General features: G+C 34.6%; 16 protein-coding genes, 2 tRNA genes and 1 pseudogene. 10 read left to right on the forward strand and 9 right to left on the reverse strand.

Annotated elements, in window-relative coordinates; all coding sequences use genetic code 11:
- Nucleotides 1-4: 4 nt before the first annotated feature.
- From AAGD44_RS05370 to AAGD44_RS05380, 3 genes and pseudogenes are all read left to right on the forward strand, one after another.
- Nucleotides 5-688 (forward strand): hypothetical protein, encoded by a 684-nt coding sequence (locus tag AAGD44_RS05370; RefSeq protein ID WP_341763715.1) that lies wholly within the window; start codon nucleotides 5-7, stop codon nucleotides 686-688.
- A gap of 92 nt (nucleotides 689-780) precedes the next feature.
- On the forward strand, nucleotides 781-1,812 hold the full coding sequence (locus tag AAGD44_RS05375) for a COX15/CtaA family protein (RefSeq protein WP_341763716.1): 1,032 nt from the start codon (nucleotides 781-783) through the stop codon (nucleotides 1,810-1,812).
- 6 nt (nucleotides 1,813-1,818) lie between these two features.
- Nucleotides 1,819-2,755, forward strand: a pseudogene (locus tag AAGD44_RS05380) (RluA family pseudouridine synthase).
- A 19-nt stretch (nucleotides 2,756-2,774) separates the two neighbouring features.
- Here the strand turns inward: AAGD44_RS05380 and AAGD44_RS05385 are convergent.
- The 3 genes from AAGD44_RS05385 to AAGD44_RS05395 all read right to left on the reverse strand — a co-directional run bounded on the left by AAGD44_RS05385 (nucleotide 2,775) and on the right by AAGD44_RS05395 (nucleotide 4,494).
- The gene (locus AAGD44_RS05385; RefSeq protein WP_341763717.1) at nucleotides 2,775-3,977 is read right to left on the reverse strand and encodes a hypothetical protein; all 1,203 of its coding nucleotides are present in this window, start codon (nucleotides 3,975-3,977) and stop codon (nucleotides 2,775-2,777) included.
- A gap of 69 nt (nucleotides 3,978-4,046) precedes the next feature.
- A tRNA-Ile gene (locus AAGD44_RS05390) sits at nucleotides 4,047-4,123 on the reverse strand.
- Nucleotides 4,124-4,418: 295 nt separating this feature from the next.
- Nucleotides 4,419-4,494 (reverse strand) — tRNA-Lys (locus tag AAGD44_RS05395).
- 415 nt (nucleotides 4,495-4,909) lie between these two features.
- Here AAGD44_RS05395 and AAGD44_RS05400 point away from each other — a divergent pair.
- Complete coding sequence (locus tag AAGD44_RS05400; protein WP_341763718.1) at nucleotides 4,910-5,632, forward strand: 3-deoxy-manno-octulosonate cytidylyltransferase; 723 nt, start codon at nucleotides 4,910-4,912, stop codon at nucleotides 5,630-5,632.
- Nucleotides 5,633-5,775: 143 nt separating this feature from the next.
- Here the strand turns inward: AAGD44_RS05400 and AAGD44_RS05405 are convergent, their stop codons facing one another.
- Entirely contained in the window at nucleotides 5,776-7,464 is a 1,689-nt protein-coding gene (locus AAGD44_RS05405; protein ID WP_341763719.1) for a ribonuclease J, read from the reverse strand.
- A gap of 256 nt (nucleotides 7,465-7,720) precedes the next feature.
- On the opposite strand from AAGD44_RS05405, the gene AAGD44_RS05410 reads away from it, so the two are divergent.
- The 6 genes from AAGD44_RS05410 (at nucleotide 7,721) to AAGD44_RS05435 (ending at nucleotide 14,644) form a co-directional block, all read left to right on the forward strand.
- Complete coding sequence (locus tag AAGD44_RS05410) at nucleotides 7,721-8,389, forward strand: phosphatase PAP2 family protein (RefSeq protein ID WP_341763720.1); 669 nt, start codon at nucleotides 7,721-7,723, stop codon at nucleotides 8,387-8,389.
- Complete coding sequence (locus AAGD44_RS05415; protein ID WP_341764691.1) at nucleotides 8,380-9,144, forward strand: NAD kinase; 765 nt, start codon at nucleotides 8,380-8,382, stop codon at nucleotides 9,142-9,144. The genes AAGD44_RS05410 and AAGD44_RS05415 overlap by 10 nt, the downstream gene beginning before the upstream one ends.
- A 74-nt stretch (nucleotides 9,145-9,218) precedes the next feature.
- Complete coding sequence (locus AAGD44_RS05420; RefSeq protein ID WP_341763721.1) at nucleotides 9,219-10,301, forward strand: LptF/LptG family permease; 1,083 nt, start codon at nucleotides 9,219-9,221, stop codon at nucleotides 10,299-10,301.
- A complete protein-coding gene (locus tag AAGD44_RS05425; RefSeq protein WP_341763722.1) occupies nucleotides 10,298-11,776 on the forward strand; it encodes a UbiD family decarboxylase in 1,479 nt (492 codons plus the stop codon). The genes AAGD44_RS05420 and AAGD44_RS05425 overlap by 4 nt, the downstream gene beginning before the upstream one ends.
- 40 nt (nucleotides 11,777-11,816) lie before the next feature.
- Complete coding sequence (gene phaC / locus AAGD44_RS05430) at nucleotides 11,817-13,577, forward strand: class I poly(R)-hydroxyalkanoic acid synthase (RefSeq protein ID WP_341763723.1); 1,761 nt, start codon at nucleotides 11,817-11,819, stop codon at nucleotides 13,575-13,577.
- 182 nt (nucleotides 13,578-13,759) lie between these two features.
- The gene (locus tag AAGD44_RS05435; protein ID WP_341763539.1) at nucleotides 13,760-14,644 is read left to right on the forward strand and encodes an IS982 family transposase; all 885 of its coding nucleotides are present in this window, start codon (nucleotides 13,760-13,762) and stop codon (nucleotides 14,642-14,644) included.
- Nucleotides 14,645-14,948: 304 nt separating this feature from the next.
- On the opposite strand, the gene AAGD44_RS05440 is transcribed toward AAGD44_RS05435, so the two are convergent.
- The 5 genes from AAGD44_RS05440 to AAGD44_RS05460 all read right to left on the reverse strand — a co-directional run bounded on the left by AAGD44_RS05440 (nucleotide 14,949) and on the right by AAGD44_RS05460 (nucleotide 24,421).
- Complete coding sequence (locus tag AAGD44_RS05440; protein ID WP_341763724.1) at nucleotides 14,949-18,338, reverse strand: autotransporter outer membrane beta-barrel domain-containing protein; 3,390 nt, start codon at nucleotides 18,336-18,338, stop codon at nucleotides 14,949-14,951.
- 854 nt (nucleotides 18,339-19,192) lie between these two features.
- Nucleotides 19,193-20,395, reverse strand: a complete 1,203-nt coding sequence (gene lpxB, locus AAGD44_RS05445; protein WP_341763725.1) for a lipid-A-disaccharide synthase — start codon at nucleotides 20,393-20,395, stop codon at nucleotides 19,193-19,195.
- The gene (locus tag AAGD44_RS05450; protein WP_341763726.1) at nucleotides 20,388-21,965 is read right to left on the reverse strand and encodes a phosphoethanolamine transferase; all 1,578 of its coding nucleotides are present in this window, start codon (nucleotides 21,963-21,965) and stop codon (nucleotides 20,388-20,390) included. Before AAGD44_RS05450 ends, lpxB begins: the two co-directional genes overlap by 8 nt.
- Nucleotides 21,966-22,512: 547 nt before the next feature.
- Nucleotides 22,513-22,980, reverse strand: a complete 468-nt coding sequence (gene pal, locus AAGD44_RS05455) for a peptidoglycan-associated lipoprotein Pal (RefSeq protein WP_341763727.1) — start codon at nucleotides 22,978-22,980, stop codon at nucleotides 22,513-22,515.
- A gap of 577 nt (nucleotides 22,981-23,557) precedes the next feature.
- Nucleotides 23,558-24,421, reverse strand: a complete 864-nt coding sequence (locus AAGD44_RS05460; protein WP_341764692.1) for a DHHA1 domain-containing protein — start codon at nucleotides 24,419-24,421, stop codon at nucleotides 23,558-23,560.
- Nucleotides 24,422-24,491: the final 70 nt, after the last annotated feature.

Consider the following 24,491-nt stretch of genomic DNA (forward strand, 5'->3'; position numbering starts at 1 on the left):
TATTATGCAACAAAACCTGCTTAAAGAAGGTTATTACCTCGACAGTGATACGGTAGACGGTAATCTAGTATTGCAAGAAATTAAAAGACTAATAAATGGGAAATTAGGAACTGAGAGTATATTAGATGCAGAAGAATTACAGCTAATCTATAAGATTCCTGACCCTAAAAACAAATTATTAAATAATGGTCTTAACTATCCCTTAGAGATTGAGATAACAGAACAAAGCAAGAATTCTACAGCGGTGATTGAAATATTGCCTACCGTAGGCGGGACAGTGCAAGTTAATATTGGTCCTGTAGCTATGAAGGGGGAAACAAAAGATGTGCAGTTAAGCGCTCAAATAGCGGTTTGCTTGGGCATGCGATTAATACATATTGAACCAAATTATTTTCCAGAACAGGAGTACCAATACCAGTACAGTATTTATACGGAACAGTATAGAGTGAATCAGAAGGAACAAAGTAAAAAGTTTGAGATAAGAGCGGGCAAAATTAAAAGTGAAGCTAAAGAAAGTCCAAATAAAGCCGAGATATCTGTGAGTAAAGCTAAAGAAAATAAAGTTATGCAGAAGGTAAGGAACCTTGTTAAGGGCAAGATAACATTATTATCCCGTAATTTTAAAGAGATAGTAGGCGTTAAATTCTCTAAAAAGGATAAAGGCAAAGCAAAAATTAGGGGTAGATAACGCTATAGGCGTGATATATTTATTACAATTATCAATGATAGGAAATTTATCAATAGAATAGACTTGCTAAAGTATTATTAAAATTTATAAAAATGTTACAACCTAGGTTATTAATTAAGCGCTGGTTAATTACCTGCTGCTTAATGGTATTATTGATGATTTTGCTGGGCGGAATCACCAGGCTTACGGATTCTGGCTTATCAATTGTTGAATGGAAACCTATAGTAGGTGTTATCCCCCCGCTCAATAATGCGCAATGGAAGGCTGAGTTTATAAAATATCAACAATTTCCGGAATATCAGCAACGCAATATTCATATAAAACTTGCAGAATTTAAGTTTATTTTTTGGCTTGAATTTATTCACCGTTTGGCTGCTAGGCTGACGGGTTTATTATATTTATTGCCGTTATTATATTTGTTGGTAAATAAGCGCATTGATAAAAAAGCAATGGTGATATATTTAGCAATATTGATATTATTCTTTGTGCAAGGATTTATGGGATGGTATATGGTAAAAAGCGGCCTGACCTTATCGCCATATGTAAGCCATTTCCGTTTAAGTGCTCATTTAGTTATTGCTGTGATCATCTATAATTTATTATTTTATCAGTTGATGCAGAATAATTTTGATATATTACTCGTGCCGCAAGGAACCAAATTAAACTCTCAAAAATTTTGGTGCTTACTCTCTTTTCTACTACTGTATCTTCAAATTACCTTAGGGGGGCTAGTGGCTGGGCTTGATGCAGGTTTAATATATAATAGTTTTCCCTTAATGGGTAATAGCTTTATCCCGGAAGAGATAAATTTTCACTCATTTAATATACAAGGTTTGAATAATCCTGCCATTGTTCAGCTTCTACATAGAATAGGGGCATATATTGTTTGCATTAGCATAATATTTTTAGTAACCACCCTATTAACAACAGCTCATCTTAAGCTTAAGAAAGTTGCATATAGGATCGCTAGTATATTAACGTTACAAATGGGAGTGGGTATAGTTCTCATCCTCTATTCAAGGCCAATCTTAATAGCCTTAGTACACCAAATTTTTGCCGTGATATTATTATCGTGTTTATCATGGTGCTATTTTTTGTTAAAGAGTACAGAAGTGAATAAATAAAATATGATAATATTAGAGGTAAATACGCCTGTACCGTGTCGGTTAGATCGCTACTTAAAAAAATTATATCCTGAACTTACTCAAGGATTAATTGAACGCAGCTTACGCCTTAAAAAAATTATGGTTAACGCCCGTAAGATAGAAGCAAGTTTTAAAGTAACAGGAGGGGATAAAATCTTTATAGCCCCGACCCTTCGCTTTGACTCCCCCAAAAGCGATAAAAGTTTTTCTCAGTCAGCTATTATATTAGCAGGTAAACTATTAAATGATTATTTAATTTATCAAGATGACTATGTGATTGCTATTAATAAGCCAGCTGGCCTTGCTACTCAAGGCGGCAGCAAAATTAGCTTATCTATACGATGCTCTCCAATACTTGAACAGTAGGGGGAATGAGCTTAAATTAGTCCATAGATTAGATAAAGATACTTCTGGTATATTATTAATAGCCAAAAATTATTCTAGTAGCATAAAATTAGTACAATCCTTTCAAGAAAAAATTATCCAAAAAACTTATCTTGCTGTGGTTTTAGGCAATCTTCTAAAAAATGAAGGAGAAATTTCAGCTAAAATAGGAAAAAATAGAGGGGGAGTATATGAAACTGTACAAGATGATCCAAAAAATGGGAAGTTAGCGATAACTTACTATAGGTTATTGGAGACGCTAGGATCTACTGCCATAAGTAAGCTCAAAATATCCTTGATAGAATTTGTTCCCTTGACTGGCAGAATGCATCAGCTGAGGTTTCATGCTAAAATGCTCAACTGCCCTATAATAGGAGATAGAAAATATGGTACTTCAGAATCAATTGCCTTATCTCCCATAATGCTACTACACGCAAAAACAATAATATTACCGGAGCAAATATTTGGTCAAAAAATAGTAATTAATACTGATCTGCCTTGCCAATTTTATAAATTAGTTAACCTGAATTCGACGTAATTTATTCCAAAATGATCGGCTAGGTTGACTGAGGCGGCAAGCCTATTATCACAAAACTAAAGCCTAACAATGCTACGGTAATCCCTATAACTGGAGCTTGATAATATGCAATAGTTGAGGCGTTAGTACCCGTAATTAATAACTCGCTAACTTTTCCTAATACAAATAATATACCTGAGCATATAAAAGTAAACAGAGCAATATATTTTTTTATCTTATTATTTTGTAGATAGGTTTTTGCTGATTCCCTGCTCGATACGAATTCTCCAAGAATACGTGAGGGGCGGAGATCAGGAAGTAAGGCGAGGTGATGATTAGTTTTCGGAAATGGTATAATAAAGTCATATAGCATCAATAACAAAGCCAGCACTGGGGTAATTATAGTTTCATATTTTACTACCCTTACATAATATTCCTTAAAACCATAATCTAAAATATTATATAATAAATGTCCCCCCAGGGCAACGGCCGCTATAACAAAATTTAAAGCTAATAATACTAGATAATACTTATCATATTTTAATTCTCTACCTGTACCATTATAGAATAAAGTTACCCATACTAAAATAAGAATTTGAGTATAAAGAAATTGCAATAAATGCCCACCGCTCCAAAATAGTAGTTCATAATAAAATTCTATACTTATCTCTGTTAACCTAATCACTTTTTGTAACTGTAAATAGGATATAGTAAAACATAGGCAGGATAACAGGAACAATATTACCGTAGAAAAAATCGTGTATTTAATTAACTGAGCACCGCTACCCCAGTCATTGAAATAGATAATAGTATGATATAGAGTATAGAATGCGAATAATAATATAGTGACCCCAAATAAACTCAAACCTAATATAAACAAAATATTTTCCAGCACCGGAATATATTTATTCATTACCGAAAAATTTTGCCCACAAATTAAGGATAAAGCTATTAGCGCCGTAGAAATAAATGCTAATATTACACAAGTGATAGTAAAATAGGAGAGTTGCAGCTTATAACTCCAAACAGCAGCAATACTCGATAAAAACCACACCAGGATGGACAAATTAGTGTGAATAACCAAAGCTGATCTAAGGATTTCGGTAGTTGCAAATAAATTGCTGCCTAAAGGAGTAAGTAAAAATGCTATTAGGATTAAATAAATAGCGGAAAGGATAAGGGCGAAAATGCCATTTTTAAGCCAATAAGTAGCTAATTTATTATAACTTAAATGAGCAAACAAAATATTGTTCAGGCTCCTCTATTGTGCAAGTTCCTCTAGGTTCTGTAAACATAGTAAATTACTTAAAAATGGTGGGTTTGAGAAGACTTGAACTTCCGACCTCACGCTTATCAGGCGTGTGCTCTAACCAGCTGAGCTACAAACCCATTAGACTTATATACTACTCGTCTTTCAAAAATTGTTTTTTTATTTTATCATGGACTCACGTGCTCACGTACTGGCATGTACGCAGCAAACGCTCGCCATTTAAAATAAAATCCAATTCTTGAAGTACGAGCAGTATACTCTTCTGCTATGAATTTGCATGCGTCGTTGCTCAAATAGCTCGCCTATTATCTATAGGCTCTACCATCGCTCCTAGCAGCAAAATCATTGGAAGAGGAATTGCGAAACCGCATGTTTCCCCGCATGCCAGAAAATTACTAAGTAAATACCCTGAAATGGTGGGTTCGCCGGGACTCGAACCCGGGACCCCCTGATTAAAAGTCAAGTGCTCTACCAGCTGAGCTACGAACCCAATAATACTGCTCTTAATGACTCTAAGAACGTGTTGTTTATGCTTTACTTTATCGTGTAAAAAGGCTAATATGTCAACTATTATTTTTTATCTTCGCTATTAGAAATTTCATTTAGCTTAATATTAGCAACACAATCTCAATAGACTTCCTGCATAAGTCGAAAATAGTTAAGGGATTTTTAGGAAAAACGAAGCTGAGCACCGCAATGTACTTAAATGTACATGAGGAGCGGAGGCAAGTTTTGACGACAAAATGACCAACTAGCTCGACTTATGCAGGAAGGTCTAATACACAAAACCAAAGAAATAGCACCTACAGCTGATTATTAGAACTAATTAGCTTCTAGTTATAGAAGAAGCAGGCCAACAAGAAACAAGATGAAGAAAAAATCTATGATTCCCAATTAGGTACCCCATGCACTCAGACGTAGCAATTATTATTCCCTCAAGGCTCAATTCCACAAGGCTTACTCAAAAACCGTTGCAATTGATTGGTAATATTACTATGATTGAGCATGTGCTAAGCCAAGTACAATCTACTGGCTTAAAGAATATTTTTGTTGCCACAGATTCAAATGAGATTGCAGAAAAAGTTACTGGTCATGGGGGCCAATTTATTTTCACACCGACTGGCTGTACTTCTGGCACCGACAGGGTATATGAAGCATTTCAGCTAATTCCCGATAATCATAATATTAATTATATACTTAATGTACAAGGCGACATGCCTTTTATAGACCCCAAAATCATTTTATCGGTTATTGAAAATCTAAAAAGCAGTACTTATGATATAATGACCCCAGTGACAAAAGTTGGCTTACAATTAGCCAATAGTAATAGCAATGTAAAAGTTATTACTGATAATAATAATAGAGCGTTATACTTTTCCCGCAGCGTAATTCCTTATGGGGCTAATGAATTTTTATATCACATTGGTGTTTATGGTTTCCGTAAAAAAGCGTTAGGGCAATTTGTGAAACTACCATCTTCTTCTTTAGAACAAAGTGAAAATCTGGAACAACTCAGAGCTTTAGAAAACAATATGACTATAGGAGTATGCTATGTTAATAACATACCTATTTCTGTAGATACTGAAGCAGATTTAAGGCAAGCTATAAAGTTTCATCAACTACAATAGACCTCTGTCAAAACTCGCATCGAACATGGAATTTGAAGGAGGCTCTTCCGCCTCAGGCCGCAGCGTATTCTGGGGCTGCGAAAGGGCCCCAGGACGAAAATAACTACGGAAATCCAACTATTAAAGGAAAATATTCACTCAGTCTAGACTGCAGTATCCCTAACTTGCTCTATATTAATTATGATAATTGGAGTTTTATTGATCTCCTGTTTTAACGTTTTTCTTATAAAAGATCTTACAGCACTTTCAATTTGTTCATTAAATACTTTACCTTTAATCGATTGCGCTTGAACTTCTATGACGTTAGCGATACCATCTTTTATAATATTAATTAACTGAGCATCATCATTAAGATCTAGAAGCCCAGGCATTGAAACAATTGGTCTACAGCTTAGCATTCCTTTTTTATTAATTAATAACGAAATAACCGCTACTCCAGCTTCTCGCAGGCGGCGGCGCATCTTAAAAATGGACGATTCTGTAGGTAAAAGATAGTTGCCATCGACAGCTAAATAACCTGTTTCTACTTTCGCTATAATTTGTGGATTATAAGCATCAAGTAATAATAAACTACCATTTTCTACCTCAACTGCCTGTTTTATGCCATTTTTACGCGCTAATTTTACATGCTCGTGGATATGCACAGGCTCTCCATGTACTGGGACACAAATTTGCGGTCTGACCAGTTGATACATACGCTTAAGCTCTTCAATAGAAGGATGACCAGAAACATGCACAAAATGATCTCGTTCTGTGATTACTTCCACCCCTAGCCTTACAAAAATATTAAATAAGCGGAAAATTTTCTTTTCATTACCCGGGATAATTTTTGAAGAAAATATAATAGTATCTTTTGGAGCTAACTTGACGTTGGGGTGACTATTATTAGCCATTTTAGCGGTGGCAGCTAGTGGTTCTCCCTGACAACCAGTAGCGATAATCAATAACTCTTCTCTTTTAAACCTAGCTATATCACGCTCATCAACTAATGGCAAAATATCTTGCATATAGCCACTTTCCTGAGCAGCTTGTAAAATCCTGTGTAAACTTCTGCCGGTTAAGACAACTTTTCGTCCCGCAAGTTGACCTGCATGAATCAAAGTGTCAAGCCGTGCTAAGTTTGAAGCAAAAGTTGTTACTACCGCCATTTTAGGACAGCCAGCTATAATATCTACTAAACTTTTTCGCACCGCTCCTTCAGATCCCGAGATACCTTCATTAAATACATTCGTCGAATCGCAAACTAGTGCTAAAACGCCTTCATCTCCATAAGATTTTAATAATTCTTCATCCGCTTTCTCCCCAAGCACAGGGTCCTCATCAAATTTCCAATCCCCTGTGTGCAGAACATTTCCTGCTTCTGTTCGGATCATGATTGCTTGCATTTCTGGGGCTGAGTGAGTTAAGGGCACCATTTCTAGCTGAAAAGGATCCAGATCTATTTTAGCCGAAGGACTTACCGTATAAATCTTAACATCTTTAGTAAAATCATATTCCGCTAACCTGAGTTTTAGGAAATTTGCGGTAAAGGTTGTGGCATATATAGGACATCTTAGGTTACTCCATAAATACTGAACTGCGCCTAAATGATCTTCATGAGCATGAGTTAACACTAATCCCACTAAATCATTTTTATATTTTTCTATAAAGCGGAGATCAGCAACTACCATATCAACACCTGGCAAATAATCGTCTGCGAAGCCACTACCGCAATCAACCATCAGCCATTTTCCTTTATAATGATACAGGTTAACATTTATGCCTATTTCATTTGCCCCTCCTAGGGGTAAAAATAGCAGATCATTTTTGTAATTTTTAAGGTTGAATGACATATTAACTTCTATATTATTATTCTAATTATTGTATTGTTTTAAAATTATTTATAGGACCTTATAGAGGGTGAACCTTGATTATACTGCTCGTACTTCAAAAATCATCATTTTATTTGAAATCGGCGAGCGTTTGCTGCGTACTATGTAAGTACGTGAGTTCACGATAAAATAAAAAAACAACTCGGCAAAGTGATGTAGTATATCCTCTTAAAATAAAGCCTCTTCTCTCTTATAACTTATTCTAGGTCTTCCGTCTATGATTAATACACGATTAGTATACGCTAGTATATCTCTCTCTGGTACTATTTTACTATTAGTTATATTATTCCCGCACATTGATATAGAGTTTTCTGAATTATTTTATAATGATTCAGAAGGATTTTCTTACCGCAATAATGTGCTGGTAAAGTTATGTTTTATCATTATCCCTATCCTTACGATTACATTAGGTATAGTAACGTTATTATACTTACTTTACTTTATTATTAAGGATAAAACTTTCAATAAAATTATATTTTCTTGGGGTTGTTATATAATTCTCTCCATTGCAATAGGACCTGGTTTATTGGTAAACCATATATTTAAAGAAAATTTTGGTAGAGCAAGGCCAGCACAGATTACTAATTTTAATGGTCCAAAAAATTTTACTAAGGCTTTTTGGATTAGTAATGAGTGTGACCATAACTGCTCATTTTCATCAGGGCATGCCGCTATGGGTTATAGTTTTACCTGTCTAGCTTATGTTTTCTCTCCTATATTTTTTACCAGAATTTATAGCTCCGCGTTAATTTTAGGTTCTCTAGTAGGGATAAGTCGTATATTAATGGGAGGACATTTTTTCAGTGATGTATTAGCCTCCTGTTTTGTAGTACTAATTATTAATCATTTATTATATTTATGTTGGCAAAGATTAAGATCAATTTAGATAAAGTAGCAATTACTCACAATAATTCTACTAAAACCTTGGAATTAGTTAAACAATTACAACAGCTATATAAATTTTGCGCTGTGGAAGAGGCAGAGGTTATAGCGGTAGTAGGGGGAGATGGAGAATTGCTACATGCTATACATCGATATATGGACTTAGAGATTCCTTTTTTTGGGGTTAATTCTGGAAATATTGGTTTTTTAATGAATACAGTTACCGCAAAAAATTTAATGCATAATTTACAGGGCGCCAAAATATCCTATGTCCATCCCTTACAAATGCAAACAGAAACTATCGAAGGAAATATATATACTGCTTTAGCTATTAACGAAATATCGATTTTTCGTAAAACTAACCAAGCTGCTAAATTTAGGATCGCCATCGATCAAATCGAGCGTATACATTTAGTAGCAGATGGAGCAATGGTGGCAACCCCAGCAGGTAGTAGTGCTTATAATTTATCAGCCGGAGGACCTATATTGCCGCTTGAATCAAATGTGTTATGCTTAACTCCTATATGCCCCTTTAGACCAAGGCGTTGGCATGGAGCATTGTTGCCATTTTCTACTACAATAAAATTTGAAATTTTAGAGAGCAATAAAAGGCCAGTAAATGTTGCTGCAGATTTTCAAGAATTTAGTGATATTAAATCTGTACTAATCAAATCAGCAAAAAACAGAACGATAAAGCTACTTTTTGATAAGAGAAATACGTTGGAAAATAGAATTATTAAAGAGCAATTTAATGCTTAGGTGCTGTGAGGGAAAATTAGATTTTTTACACCTTATGCATGAAGTCTATATAAATAAACAAAATTATGTAACAAATGTTAATATATAAATATTATATCATAAAAAATATTTTACCGTCGTTAATCACAATTATTTTGTCATTAACTGCGCTAGTATGGATTACCCAGATACTAAAGTTTTTATATTTAATTGATAAGGGGATAAAAATTAGTCATTTTTTTAACTTAATTATTCTCATTATTCCTTCTTTATTATTTATTCTTTTACCTTTTGCTACCATTATCTCGACTATTTACACCTATATTCACCTAAATGAGCGTCGCCATCTAATGATTCTTCAAAATTTTGGGCTAAATAACCTCCAAATTGCTAGCCCCGCTTTATTAATCTCTTTTATCATGATGTTGCTTACTTATTATATTTCTGCAAGTTTATTACCATTATCTTATACAAAACTCAAAGCAGATCTTAGGTCTATGAAGCATAATTATACTACTAATATATTAGAGGAAAAAATTTTCACTACTGTTGCTAAAAATATAACAGTCTATTTTGATAATAAATTAGCAGATGGCACTATGAGGGGCTTAATTATTTTTGATAATCGTAAAGCGGATAGCCATGCAATTTTATTTGCGCAATCTGGTAATCTTAAAATATATAATAATGCTTCTATTTTTCAATTACATAACGGTCTTAGACAAGTACATGACTATAATGGCAATTTAACTAACTTAAAATTTACTTCACTAACGATAGAATTAGGTAATGAGAATCAGGCCGGTTTAATGCCTAATAATAGTAATCGAGAAATTAATGAATATTACATCCATGAGCTGCTTAACCCCCCTGCTGACTTACCTCCACAACGGCGAACGAAATTAATTGCTGAAGGCCACCAACGGCTTATTTGGCCACTGTATAATTTTGTCTTAGTATTCTTAACTTTATCTATATTTCTAAGGCAACCATATAACAAAAAATCCCATTTAAGGCAAGTGTTAATCACGGTATTTTTTATAGTAATTATCACATATTTACACTTTGTGTTTCAAAATTTTACTGCTAAAAACCTAATTTTTATCTTCGCTTGTTATGGCAATGTTATTACTGCTATTATATTGAGTATATATCTATATTTTCGCAGAACTATATGACCTTCCAAGATTTACCTCAATTTCTAAAACTTTTAGAAAAAAATGAGCTGCTTAAACGTATATCCTACCCCGTTTCCACTAATTTAGAGATAACCGAAATCAGCAGGAGGGTTTTAGTTAAGAATGGGCCCGCCCTATTATTTGAAAACGTTATTAAAAATGATGGCACTAAATCTAATATACCAGTCTTAACTAATTTATACGCTAGCACTCAACGTATTGCAGTAGGATTGAATTTAGACAACAAAGAAGATTTAAGAAAATTCGGGGAGTTGTTAGCTTTCCTTAAAACCCCCGAATTACCAGCCTCTTTTAAAGAAATATTTGCCATGCTACCCTTAGCAAAAAGAATATTTGCTATGTCTCCTAAGAGAGTCGTAAAAGCTCCTTGTCAAGACGTGGTAATACATAATCCTGACATTAATATATTGCCAATCCAGACATGCTGGCCTCTGGATGTTTCTCCATTAATTAGCTGGGGAATAGTGATAACGAAAGGACCTACGAAAGAAAAAATCGATAATTATAATCTTGGGGTATACAGGCTACAAGTAGTAGCCCCAAATAAGTTGATTATGCGCTGGCTTAAAATGCGAGGAGGGGCCCAACATCATCAGCGTTGGCAAGCAGCAAAAAATGATGCCTTCCCGGCAGCAATTGTGATTGGTGCAAGCCCCTCCATAACTATGGCTGCTGTTATGCCCATACCTGATAATATTTCTGAGTATAATTTTGCGGGTTTATTAAGGGGTAAATCTATTGAATTAGTAGATTGTGTTAGCATCAATATGAAAGTTCCAGCTCACAGCGAAATTGTCCTGGAAGGATATGTCAGTTTAGACGAGTACCTACCCGAAGGACCATTTGGAGATCATACTGGGTATTATAATGATATAGAATATTTTCCAGTCTTTAATATTAAAGCTATCACTATGAAGAAACAACCAATATATCTTAGTACATATACTGGTAAACCCCCGGATGAGCCTTCTATATTAGGGGAAGCATTAAATGAAATATTTATTCCTATACTGCAACAACAATTTCCTGAAATTATAGATTTTTGGTTACCTCCTGAAGGTTGTTCCTATAGGGTGGCAGTGGTATCTATTCGTAAAGCATATCCCGGACAAGCAAAAAGAATTATGATGGGTATTTGGTCATTTTTAAGGCAATTTATGTATACAAAATTCATTATAGTAGTGGATGATGATATAAATATTCGTGATTGGCCAGAAGTAATCTGGGCTATATCTACTAGAAGCGATCCTGCCAGAGATAGTATGATTATTGAGAATTCTCCAATAGATTATCTTGATTTCGCTTCACCTTTATCAGGATTAGGTAGTAAAATAGGGATCGATGCAACCAATAAAATCTCTCCCGAGACTAACAGAAATTGGGGCAAAACAATAGAAATGACTGATGAAATTATTAAGAAAATTGATAAAATATGGGAATTTCTTAAAATATGAGGTAGGATTGATAACAATTCTAACTTAAAATTGATCTCACATGTTAAATAATAAGCCGATTGATCAGATAATCCATAATATCAAACAAATTAGCGATAAATATCAAGAAATTATATTATATCTTATGCAAGGGAAGGGGAATATCATACCTCCATCACTTATCGATATGGATAAGAATCGCATAATAATGACAAGTATAAGCGAGCAAATGCTCAAAAACCCTGAAAAACTTTGGCAATTAAATATAGAATATATAGAAAAACTTCGATCTCTGATTACTAATTCCTTAGATAAGTTCATCGGGAAAGCTACTGCTCCCCTATTTTCTCCTAATAATAAAGATAGGAGATTCAAAGATTTAGCTTGGGAAAATAGTGCATATTTTGATTTTATTAAGCAATTTTATTTAATGTCGTCCGAATGGTTAGAAAAAAATATTACTCAATATGATTTACTGCCTGATCTTAAACAACATTTGGAGTTTATCACAAGCCAGTTTATTAATGCCTTTTCTCCTACAAATTTTGCTTTTGGAAACCCATTAGTTTTAAACGAAATTTTAAAAACTGGAGGGCAAAACCTGGTCCAAGGTTTAGAAAATCTTCTGATGGATATAAAAAATTCTGATGAAATATTAAATATTAACATTACTGATAAGAATGCTTTTCTGCTAGGACAAAATATAGCAGCCAGTAAAGGCAAAGTTATATTACAAAATAAATTAATGCAATTGATATGTTATGAACCTAAGCAACAAACCCATGCGACTCCTTTACTTATAATCTCTCCTTTTATTAATAAATATTATATCCTTGATCTTTCAGCCCATAATTCTTTGGTAGCATTTCTTACTGCGAATAACTTTCAAGTATTTATGATTTCTTGGGTTAATCCTGACCAATTACTTGCGGATGTAAGTTTTGAAGATTATTTAAAACTAGGAATTCTAGAATCATGTGAATATTTACTACAACTCGGCTATCAAAATATTAATGGGGTTGGCTATTGTATTGGTGGCACTTTACTTGCCTCAGCAGTTGCCTACCTTAAAGCTAATAATTTAAATTATATTAATAGTGTTAGCCTTATTACTACTATTTTAGATTTTAAAAACCCAGGCGAATTAGGTATTTTCATCAATGAACCAGCCATCGCTATAATTGAACAAGAGATGCTCTGCAAAGGTTATTTTGATGGCCGTTATTTATCAAATAGCTTTAGTTTATTAAGAGCTAATGATTTAGTATGGTCTTTTTTTGTGAATAATTATTTACTTGGAAAAACCCCAATGCCCTTTGATTTGTTGTACTGGAATTCTGATCCCACAAATCTACCTGCCACTATGCATAGCTATTACTTGCGTAACATGTACCTAAATAATTTATTAAAAGAACCAAATGGATTAACACTACTTGGTACGCCTATTGATCTTAGCAAAATTGATTGTAATTCATTTTTTCTTGCCGCACAGGAGGACCATATAGCGCCCTGGCAATCAGTATATGAAGGGGTAAAACTATTAAATGGGCATAAAACTTTTTGCTTAACTAGTTCCGGGCATGTGGCGGGGGTAATTAACCCCCCACTCAATTCTAAATATAATTATAAAACGCATAATGATTTAACTGTTGCTAGTGAATCATGGTTGATTAATTCTATAGAGCATCAAGGGTCATGGTGGACTTATTGGCTAACTTGGCTCCAAAATAATAGTGGTATTCAATTACCCTCAATAGATTATAGTAATTTAACCGCAATTGAAGAGGCCCCTGGGAGTTATGTAAAAAAAAGGATTGTTTAGTAGACTACTCGTCTTTCAAAAATTGTTTTTTTATTTTATCATGGACTCACGTGCTCACGTACTAGCATGTATAGCTTATGTCATTATGATACATACACACGCCATGTTCGACTTTTTTTTAAGATTGACAAAAGAATAGGATAGCCTAATAAGGTCATAGTTCAATTATCGAGAAAGAAGCTATGACCCTAGAAGAGTTTATCATTACTGTGTATTGTTTCATAGAAGAAAAAATGACTATAATAACCAAAAATATCAAAGTAAGGAAAGCAGGATTTCCACCTTGCTTAAGTGACGTGGAAGCATTAACAATGGAAGTGGTGGGAGAATTTATCGGTTTGCACCAAGACAAGCAGATATGGGAATATTTTAAACGTCATTTTCAAGAATGGTTTCCCAATCTAAAGAGTAGACCGTCTTATGTGAAGCAATGTAGCGGTCTTTTATCTATTAAGAACATGCTGCTTGCCGACTTGTTTAAGAGTGCAAGCAAATCAGATCTGCATATGATAGATGGGGTACCGATTCCTGTAATAAATTTGGCCCGAGCAACGAGAGGGCGATGTTTTAAGGAATACGCTGACTATGGGTACTGCGCTTCGAAAGATAGCTATTATTACGGTTTTCTAGGACACGTATTAATTAATGAAGAAGGTCGAATAGCTGGATTCATGATAACTCCTGCTAATGGGTCTGAACGTGAAGCTCTGCAAGTAATGTCTCCTAATATTAGTGGCATGGTACTGGGCGATAAAGGCTATCTTGGTCAGGATTTAAAAGATGAATTGGCCACCAAAAACATTGATTTACAAACACCTTTAAAAAAGAATATGAAGGATAATAGATCCAAGAATTTCCTTAAATGGATTACTGCTACTCGTCGTTTAATTGAAACTGTTATTGGTCAGCTTACAGAACGTTTTGCTATTAATGCTATCAGAGTTAAGAGTTACTGGCATCTACAATCTCGCATCGCTAGAAAATTACTTGCTCATACTATTGCTACATTTTTGACAAAGTCTTTAAAACTTGTGCCAACACAACTCGAAAAATTAGTTACCTGCTAAAAAAAAGTCGAACATGGCGTATACACGATAGTATGCGGGAAGCATAGTAGTCGTGCACACTTAAAGATAAATACCCTGTACACACCTTAATAGTCTATGCTATACGCTGCGCGCGCTCGCCATTTAAAATAAAATCCAATTCTTGAAGTACGAGCAGTATATATACTGCTCACTTTGCCGGATTGGATTTTATTTTATCGGAAACTCAAATGCTCACGTACCTAAGGGTACGTGAGCATTTGAGCCTGGACTCTACATACAAATTAGCAGCTCGATGCGAGTTTCGAAAGAATCCTAATAAAAATTAGAAATTCAAACGAACTTTCAAACTACCCTGATGCGCCGCATACTTATTAGCTAAATGGGCATCGTAGCCAAGGCCATATTCTATATTATTAGATTTAGAACTAACACTTACCCCTAGGTTGTAAATTGTTTTTACTACATCATTAACACGACTAAATGGTTTAGGAGCGCCGTGTAGGGTAGCGATAAATTTACCAGCTTTTCCTCCAACATAATGAGAAAGGATAGCATGCGCTTCAGGTACTACTATCATATTATTTGCCATATTCATTGAGGTTGACACTCTAGCTCCAACAACCCCATCAGTTCTACTACTATTACAAGCAGCAATTGTTTTATTTGCAAATGTTGTACCGGTTTCTGTATGAGCTTCATCCTCGGATTTGATATAGCTCACACCAGCTAAAGGAGTTAGCAATACTGAATTATGGAATACAGCGTTATATCCCATTAATACTTCTCCTCCATAAGCTAGGGAGCCATAATTAGCCTTAGCAATTTGCTCTCCGAAGGAGAATTGTCTTCGTTCTCTATTCCTGATTTGAGTTGAGCCACAAGATGCAACCCCTTCTACAAAAAGCTGTTTAGTAAGTTTGTGTGCGCCATAAACAGATAACATGATGGTTTTAGTGCTCATTTTATCACCAGCTTTAAGGTTTTTATACTTAACCTCTGAATTAATAACAGAAATAGCAGCCCCTAATGTAAGGTTATTATTTAGAGCTACGTCCAATCCTCCTATTCCCCCTAACGTTTTTACTGTATATGAAGGCTTACTAACATATTTTTGCTTCTGATGGGCGTGACTATAAATTGGTATTGCCCATGCGCCTGGTTTTGCTTTTGTTGGCCCGTCCTCATCGCCAGCTCCTATTCCTGCGGTTGTCAAATGAGGGCGAACGGCCTCATTTAATCTCCCAAGCACTACAGAATGGCTTGCACTCATATGAGCTTGATGCATAGTTGCTAATGCTTCAGTATTACCTGAAGTATTTTTTATCCCCTCTTCTCCACGAGTTTTTGGGTCCGCAATTTTACCCATATCAGTAGTGAGAGTTACGGCATCCCCTATGGTAGCACTAACTAAATTCTGAGTATTTTGTTGATCTGTGTCATCCCCTCCTGCACCTCTTATATCTCGCTTCACAACTTTTCTTGCGATATTGCTACGTACCAATATCAGCTTGTCATCTTCTCGCTCCTCTGTCCACTCTGCGTAATCCTGACCGACACTTTTTAAATCTATATTTTCTATATCCTTGTTAATAAGTATAAACCTTTCTGCCTTCTCTCCAGGTAAAGTTTGCTCATCATTAACTATGATAGAGAGAGGGGTAGGGGTATGAGGGTTAATAACAACTAAGCCGGACTTTACTTCAATAGAACCCAGCTGGCTATTATTACTAAAAGTAGTAATAATAGAAGTGTCAGGGCCCCAAGTTGAGTCATCCAATATTAATTTATTACTGCCTAAATTAATATTACCATTAATATAGGTGGAACCATCAAGAGTGGTAAGCTTGTTATCATTCCGTTCTAACAGAGTAATATCATTATCGCCAAACTCAATAATCTTGGCATATATAGAGCCTCTTAACTTTTGCTCCTTTCTAGTACCGGTAAAATTAACTTCATCCATCTGCTTGTCTGCTTGACCCACATCGCCTAAAATATTACTATCTCCTTCAAAAGTCACTAGGGAGGGGGAAGCATGGATATTAGCTCCCCCATTGTTATTTTCAATATTGGCTACTAACTCTACCTGATCTCTAAAGGTTAATGTACCCTCCGGCCCAAGTTTAACAATGCCTGCTATTATCTCGCCTGCCTTATAGTGTGCATTAACATTTGTAATATAAGCATAGGTATTTCCGTAGTTCTCCGTATCTTTATTGATATTAACTTCTTTTAATTTTTTATCCTTGGAGCCTAATCCAGGTAATATAACTTTATTACGTTCCCACTCCATTCGCTCAAGATTCACGGTTCCTTGATGATCTATTGCAGTGTTTAATGTAGCATGAAAATTATCAGACTTGATATTGATGGTGCTGTCATCCTGTAATATTATATTAACCAATCGATTTTCCGCACCAATGAGCTGCTGGCGGTCGATGTTATGCACACCGCCTGATAGTAAGACAGTAGGGGTTGGCCCTTCGTTTCTTTCATTTACAATATCCGTACCGTCCAGCTTCATACCTTTGGATAAAGTTACAGTGGCGCCTTTCTGAAAAATAATCTCTTTCAAGGTTAATCCGTACCCCCCTAACTCCACATCTTTTTCTCCTGTTATTATTACCCTATTATCTATTGGATCCCCAAGGCTATGTTGAGCTTCATCTGGAGTACAAGTAGTAATAAATTTTATAGGTTTTTCATTGAGCAAGCTTATTTTTGCCTTTTCCCCGACCGTATTAACGCGCCCTACCGTCCAATCATCCTGTACTATTAATGTAGCATTATCATTCAAAGTCAGATCACGTGTTAAATTCCCTTTCCCTGTTACTTTAAATGTTTTCTCCTTATTAACAACAAGATTACTCAGCGGAACAGTTGTACCAATGCTTCCCTCAATAGTAGCGTCATTAGCAATTAAACTTCCTGTCCTAATATTGGCTGCCCCAGGAGCGCCATTAATATTCCCCTTTAAATTATAACCATCTTTTAACTGTACGTTCGAAAAAGCCTCCGATGAGGTGGTTTCTAAAAACCCAATATCTCCATTCCATGCCCCACTCTTAGTTACCTCTCCTTCTGCAATATTTAATGCTATCCCATCTTTACTAGCTGTGGTCACTTGAGCCTTAAGAGATAACGGGCCTTGCGCGTTGATAGTGAAAGGGTTATCAACCTGTAATTCTCCAAAATTCACTGTTTGTCCTTTAAGATTAAGTTTTACTGGCCCTATAGAACCAGTTATAGTCTTTCCTCCAGCTCCTACCTCTATATTATTAGCATTTATGCTTCCTGCAAGTAACTGTAGATTGGCTACAAAGATATTTCCATCTAGAACTGCCTCACCACTAGGGGAGGCTTCAACTATAAACTCTTCTGCTCTTTCTTCGCTACTTTTACCTATTAAAGGGTTATTGAGAATAATATGGCTAAGTTTACTATTCGGGGCGTGAGATTTAAATGTAACCTTCCCGCTTTTATCTTCCTGCCCTCCTAAAAAGCCATTTTCAATCATAAAAGCTTCATTAGGGCTGCTACCATTAATCTGATAGCCCTCTGCACTATTATATACCTTATCCTTTACATCTGGGTGTTCTGCATCTATATCTACAGCAAGTGCCGATATACTGCTAATTGTTAAAGCGGAAGCTATTGAAACACTAGCCAACCAACCTCTTTGCAGAGTATTTTTTTTTCCCTTGTTACTCATTATTTTTCCTATTTTAAGTTAATTTAAAGGAAATTTTTATAGAAGTAATTTATAGAGATTTTGATAAAAAAATAGTAGAAATTTATAGAAATAGTGGACCTATTTTCAAAAAATTTCTACCATTTCGCAGATAAAATATCCATAAATTAGTCTATAAAAATTTCCTTCACAGACCCTCCTGGCCTTCCCGTAGACTATTTTCATCCGGTGCACTTTAAAATTAGACCTCTTCGAGCTTCGCCTCGAGCTGTGACAGAGCTTGGTTTAAAAGAATTACCACCTAATCTTTTTAGTTGTAATAAAAATAGATTAATAAATTTATTAGTTGTTAATCTTTACATTTAAAAAAATGCAAGTCAATTAAATTATGAAAAAGCGGTATGATAAAGTAACGGATGGTGTTGATTATAGACAATTGATATACTGCTCATACTTCAAGAATTGGATTTTATTTTAAATGGCGAGCGTGCGCAGCGTACATGCTGGTATAGCCTGCGGTATTTAGCTGGTGACACTTGATTTTGCAGGATTCGGTTGTGCTCACGTATTCTCTATACGCTGCGCAACCTCGCCTTTAAATTCAAGTGTCACCAGCTAAATCACTTTGGCTATACGTGAGCCCATGATAAAATAAAAAAACAATTTTTGAAGTATGAGCAGTATATAACCTGAATTAGATATCACTTATTAGGTGCTGTGAAGGTTTCTCTCTAATGGTCGATTTCCTCGTTATTTTCGTTCTCTAATTCTCACCTACACCCTAGTGCGCTGCGGTTTGGGGCGAAGAGTCTCCTTCAAATGCCCTGCGCGATGCGAGTTTCACAAGAGGCCTATTATATCCAACTCAAGTTAATTTAAGTTAACTTATTAGAGAGATATTCATTTTTGATGATAGTTGCCGCTATATTAGAGGGAGAATGAATGGAATTAAAACCTAATTCTATTAGAATTTTTCTACTTTCTTTTAACTGCCTATCAGCTTGTTCCCGATTAGCTAATAATGAGATTAATGTCTTAGCGATTTTTGAGCTAGTACAATTATATTGTATTAATTCTGGTAATATTTCTCTATCTGCCACTATATTAATCAAAGAAATATAATTGACCTTTATCAAAAATTTGATTAGCCAGTAACTTAATAAATTTAATTTATATGCAACAACCATAGGGGTATTACAAGCAGCTATTTCTAAAGTATTAGTGCCAGATTTAGCTAAGGCAATATCCGAAGCGGCAAAAATTTTCAAACGATCAGTTGAAAAAATATAGTAAAAATCTACCGTTGTCAAGAACGGTGTAAGCAGTACTTGGTGATCCATATCCGCTAAAACAAATATTACTAAAAGTTTAGGATACTGATTCGCTATTATATTGATTGCTTCAACAAAAACTGGCATATGCCTTACTATTTCCCCCTTACGACTTCCACAAGTTACTGATAAGATTTTAGTGTCCCAATTTATTTTTGGAGTTAAATCATTGTAGTATATTTGCAACTCTTCTCTCAGCTGTTTTTTACTTTGTCCTTCATAAAAATTTTGCTCTATAACAGGATGGCCAATATATCGGCAATCTAATCCCAATTTCTGGAAATAAGGAGGCTCAAATGGTAATAAAACAAATAAATAATCATAAACCTTAGCATATTTTAATGCTCGCGAAGGCTTATATGCCCAAACTGTGGGAGCCACAATATGGAGAATCTTTAAGTGGGGTCTTAGCTTTCGAATTTTCTGCACTACTCTATAAGTAAAGCCAGGAGAATCTATAGTAATTAATAAGTTGGGCTTTTGCTGCTCAATATCCCTTACCACTTGTTTAATTAATTTAGTAATTTTAAAAAGATGAGGTAATATTTCCGTAAACCCAATAAGGCTTATTTGCTTAATAGGAAAAAGACTTTTCTTTATCCCAGCTTTTTCCATTGATCCTCCTCCTACCCCTACAAAATCAATGTTTTCTCCCTCTATTTTATAAAGATTTTTAAGGCTTTCTATTAAATGACTTCCTATAAAATCACCTGAAATTTCTCCAGCAATCAAATAAACCTTAACCATTTCTCTGTTTCTCACATATACTTAAATTTTTGTTAATGCCTTTAGATTGTATTCCAGCACAGTCAAGTATTGAATGAAATATATAATCATGGCTTAACTCAGAGCCTAAATGAGTTTTTATAGCTTTTACTAGATTAGGATGACGCATTTTAAATAGGTCAGATACCCAAACTATCAACGGTATTGTGGTTTGTTCTGGAATCAACGGGCCTCCATGACCATAATAACCATTCTCCCCTAACGACTCCGCATGATCAGAAACGTATATTAAAAAAGCATTATTATTCTTTAATAACTCTACAAGACTAAATAAAAAAAAATCTGTATATAGAATAGAATTATCATAATCATTTATCAACCCTTCAATACCACAAGTACTAGGGTCTGATTTAGCAACTTGATTACATCCAGGAGTAAATTTTCGAAATTCTTTAGGATATCTTGCAGAATAATTCCAATGGCTTCCTGAAGTATGAACCACTAGGAGTTTTTTCTCCGTCTTGGCCTCCACAAACTGTTCAATATAAGGTAGCATTTTCCCATCATAATCATTCATTTTCAACAGGGCAGATCCTCCAGGAATCATAACAAATTGCACTTCATCATAAATTGTAGATTGTTTTTTACCTTTTAAATATTGTAGTAAAGTTTGAGTGCCAAGCCAGTGAGTATTAAACCCTAAAGACGTAAAAACTGATAAAAAGCTAGTTTCATCTAGGCTCTTATCTAAATCTCTACTTGAGTATCGGGACAAAAGAGACGGCACAGAAAGATAGGTATGATTAGAGGCAGACTGAGCTTTAAATGAAAAAAGATTATTAATTTTTCTTAAATAGGGGGTAGTATCCTTGGAGTAACCATTTATACCAAAATGATCAAATCTTGCTGATTCTCCTATTACCAATACTACAATAAGGTTGTTGTCTGCTTTATCAATAAAAGAAAATTTTTGATTTATATTCTCATGACTGGCGGCTATTTTGCTATTCATAGACAAATATAAGTAGCTATTATGTAAATATTGGAGAGGAAAATACTGACATAATAATTTAAATTGCGGAATAAAAATATTGTTAATGGTGATTAACAGGCAAACTGCTGATAGTAGCTTGTGACTAAATAATTTACTATTAGCAAATGAAAAATATTTTATAGGATATATACAGATAAATAAACTAAAGCCTAACCAAAGCAGTAATTTGATACTGATAATTTCATATAATTCATTAAAATGAGTAGAAAAAACGCTCCCCATCATTTCCTTAGTAGGGGAAATTTTAAAATAGTATAAGTAATAACTAGCGACCGCCCCTGTTATAAATAATAATATTGTTCCTATTATAAAAACCAGCCGCTGAATCGTTAAGCCTAAGAAAATAATAAAAGTAAAAAGATAAATATAAACAGCATCTTTCGTTAATTCTAATATAGCCTTAAAAAAAGTTACCTTATAGTAACCAAATTTATAAGAAAACACTACCGAGTTAAAGAGGCATAAGTAAATAAAAGCAAAAGTTAAAGATAGAGTAATTAATCTAGTATCTAAATTCTTACCCAATAGTTTTATCATATGGCTATAGTAGAAAAATAATTATTATACTCCAATGCTCCCTAGGTTGTGTGGAGGTTTCTATCTAATGGTCTTATCGATCGTTATTTTCGTTCTCGAATCCTCATGTACATTTAGTACGCTGCGGTTCTGTGAGCAAAAATGCCTATAAATCTACTCATTACATAGAAACCTCCACGGAACCTAAAATTATTTTTAGCAAATATTAGGGGAGGGGCGGCATGCGTTTTTGTAGTGCTTACCGCACTCTTTTTCTCTTAAAACACAATAAGTACTTTAGAAGTATACCAGAACTTTTCTTTACATGCGGTTACAAATTTGGAGGAGAGAATATGGTGGCTGTTTCGACAAGTTTGCAAATTCATATCACGAGGAATATACGCTAAGGAAAACAAGAAAATTACTAACTTTTTGTACAAACCTGATATTTGTCACTACCCTATGGTAAAATTGAAGTAAATTCTTCAATTTTACCGCTTAAATTTTATCAAAAACTTAAAAATTATTTTACTAATTTTACAAGTTTTTGTGTTCTATACTAAAGTAATTATTTAACAACAGTTACCGCTCTACGGTTTTGGGACCAAGCAGCTTCATTATCACCAATTACAGCAGGTTTTTCTTTACCATAAGAAATAGTGTCTAATCTACTTTTATCAACTCCCTGACTTTGTAAGTATTGGGATACTGCTTCTGCTCTTCTTTCCCCTAGCGCTAAGTTATACTCTCTTGTACCTCTAGCATCGCAATGACCTTCGATAGTAGCTTTTATGTTGCTATGTCTTTTTAGCCAACATGCTTGTCTATGTAATTGTCCTTTTGCAGTAGAGGAAAGCTCTGACTTGTTGTAATCAAAATGTACTCTATCACCAATAGTTTTTTCGAAATCAGATAATTTAGTATATTCGGTGGCGGTAGGACTTACCGCAGCAATAGTAGTACTTTGCTTTTTAGTAGTACAGCCAGAAAGTAAGAATAGCGCTAGAAAAGCTATTGCGGATTTTTTTAGTAGCATAACAAACTCCTTATAAGGTTAATTAATTGTTTTATACTCTTTTGCTTTAGAGAATTGTTGTTTTGAAAAATATTAAGATGTATGGGATAATACACCTTGAATATTACTTAAGCTTATTCTTTATTAGGCTTCTTTGCTCAACATTACGTCTATTCATTTAGGCGAGGCTCACATTAATAGTATATATTTAAATACCCTATAATTTTAAAGCGAAGAACCTTGCTTAAAAATCCCTGAGCAGAAGCATGTTGTGAAAGGAACCTAGTATACTCCTCTAATATGAAATTTGCATGCGTCGTTGTCAAATAGCTCGCCTATTATCTATAGGCTCTACTATCGCGCCTAGCAGCAAAATCATCGAAAGAGGAGTATATTTAAGAAAAAACCTATTTTCAAGTTCAATTCTGTAAAACACATACTAGTATTACTATTCGTTTAACAAAAATTGCTAAACACTTCACCCATGCATTATACATCATCATATTAATACTTAAAAGCTTAAAATAATACTACGAATAAACTCCTAAACACTATATGTGGTAAAAATATCGTATTAAATCGATTTGAAAGTGATTTTTTAGCCCAAACTAACATTAATTAAGTCTATTAGTAAATCTTTTATTTTTTCTGGTAAAAGACTTATTTTACTGGTATCTACCCCGCCGGCCTGGGCTATATTAGCTTTTCCCCCTCCGCCAGCACCACCAAGAAATATAGAAATTGATGTAGCGAAATTGCCGGCATGTACTTTATTAGTAATTTCTTTACTAACCGCTACAGTGACAGATAATTTACCAGCTTTATTTATATATACAATTACTAAATCACTACATTTATTAGATATTTGTTCAGCTGACAAGCGTAATATTTTATTATCAATATTTTTGACTAATTTATAAATAAATTTTACCCCCGATATATCTATAGAGTCTTGGGTAATTTGTTTCTCATCCAGGTCAAGCATAGCAATCTGCAATGCCATTACCTCCTCTGTCAGCTCTTTTTTACTGCTCACTAGCTCTTTTACTTTATCAGATACTTCATCTCTACTGGTTTTTAAGATTGAAGATAGATTATCGATAATAGCCTCATTATTTCGCATTAACTTTAATACAAATTCTCCACAAATGGCTTCTATTCTTCGAACACCTGCGGCAATCGCATATTCACTGGTAATTTTAAATACCCCAATATCGCCTGTTCTAGTAACATGTGTACCACCGCATAGTTCTAGAGAATAAGCTTTGCCATTGATTAAATTACTACCCATAGACACTACTCTTACCTCAAAATCATACTTCTCTCCGAATAACGCTACAGCTCCTGCTTGAATAGCGTCCTGAGTAGACATTAAAGTAGTAGTAACTTTAGAATTTTCCCTAATAATGTTATTCACCTGCTCTTCAATTAGGATAATTTGCTCTTGGGTTAAGCTACTCATATGGCTAATATCGAAACGCAGTCGGTCATGTGCTACTAGCGAACCCTTCTGGGTCACATGTTTGCCTAAT

Origin of the sequence: Candidatus Tisiphia endosymbiont of Beris chalybata, from assembly GCF_964026555.1 — a bacterium.
Classification (GTDB): Bacteria; Pseudomonadota; Alphaproteobacteria; order Rickettsiales; family Rickettsiaceae; genus Tisiphia.

Bases quoted from the DNA above. Each gene is read 5' to 3' on its own strand.
- AAGD44_RS05400 (WP_341763718.1), top strand. From the start codon at position 4,910: ATGCACTCAGACGTAGCAATTATTATTCCCTCAAGGCTCAATTCCACA.
- phaC (WP_341763723.1), top strand. From the start codon at position 11,817: ATGTTAAATAATAAGCCGATTGATCAGATAATCCATAATATCAAACAA.
- AAGD44_RS05370 (WP_341763715.1), top strand. From the start codon at position 5: ATGCAACAAAACCTGCTTAAAGAAGGTTATTACCTCGACAGTGATACG.
- AAGD44_RS05460 (WP_341764692.1), bottom strand. From the start codon at position 24,421: ATGAGTAGCTTAACCCAAGAGCAAATTATCCTAATTGAAGAGCAGGTG.
- AAGD44_RS05420 (WP_341763721.1), top strand. From the start codon at position 9,219: ATGTTAATATATAAATATTATATCATAAAAAATATTTTACCGTCGTTA.
- AAGD44_RS05425 (WP_341763722.1), top strand. From the start codon at position 10,298: ATGACCTTCCAAGATTTACCTCAATTTCTAAAACTTTTAGAAAAAAAT.
- AAGD44_RS05405 (WP_341763719.1), bottom strand. From the start codon at position 7,464: ATGTCATTCAACCTTAAAAATTACAAAAATGATCTGCTATTTTTACCC.
- lpxB (WP_341763725.1), bottom strand. From the start codon at position 20,395: ATGGTTAAGGTTTATTTGATTGCTGGAGAAATTTCAGGTGATTTTATA.
- AAGD44_RS05410 (WP_341763720.1), top strand. From the start codon at position 7,721: ATGATTAATACACGATTAGTATACGCTAGTATATCTCTCTCTGGTACT.
- AAGD44_RS05375 (WP_341763716.1), top strand. From the start codon at position 781: ATGTTACAACCTAGGTTATTAATTAAGCGCTGGTTAATTACCTGCTGC.
- AAGD44_RS05440 (WP_341763724.1), bottom strand. From the start codon at position 18,338: ATGAGTAACAAGGGAAAAAAAAATACTCTGCAAAGAGGTTGGTTGGCT.
- AAGD44_RS05450 (WP_341763726.1), bottom strand. From the start codon at position 21,965: ATGATAAAACTATTGGGTAAGAATTTAGATACTAGATTAATTACTCTA.
- pal (WP_341763727.1), bottom strand. From the start codon at position 22,980: ATGCTACTAAAAAAATCCGCAATAGCTTTTCTAGCGCTATTCTTACTT.
- AAGD44_RS05435 (WP_341763539.1), top strand. From the start codon at position 13,760: ATGACCCTAGAAGAGTTTATCATTACTGTGTATTGTTTCATAGAAGAA.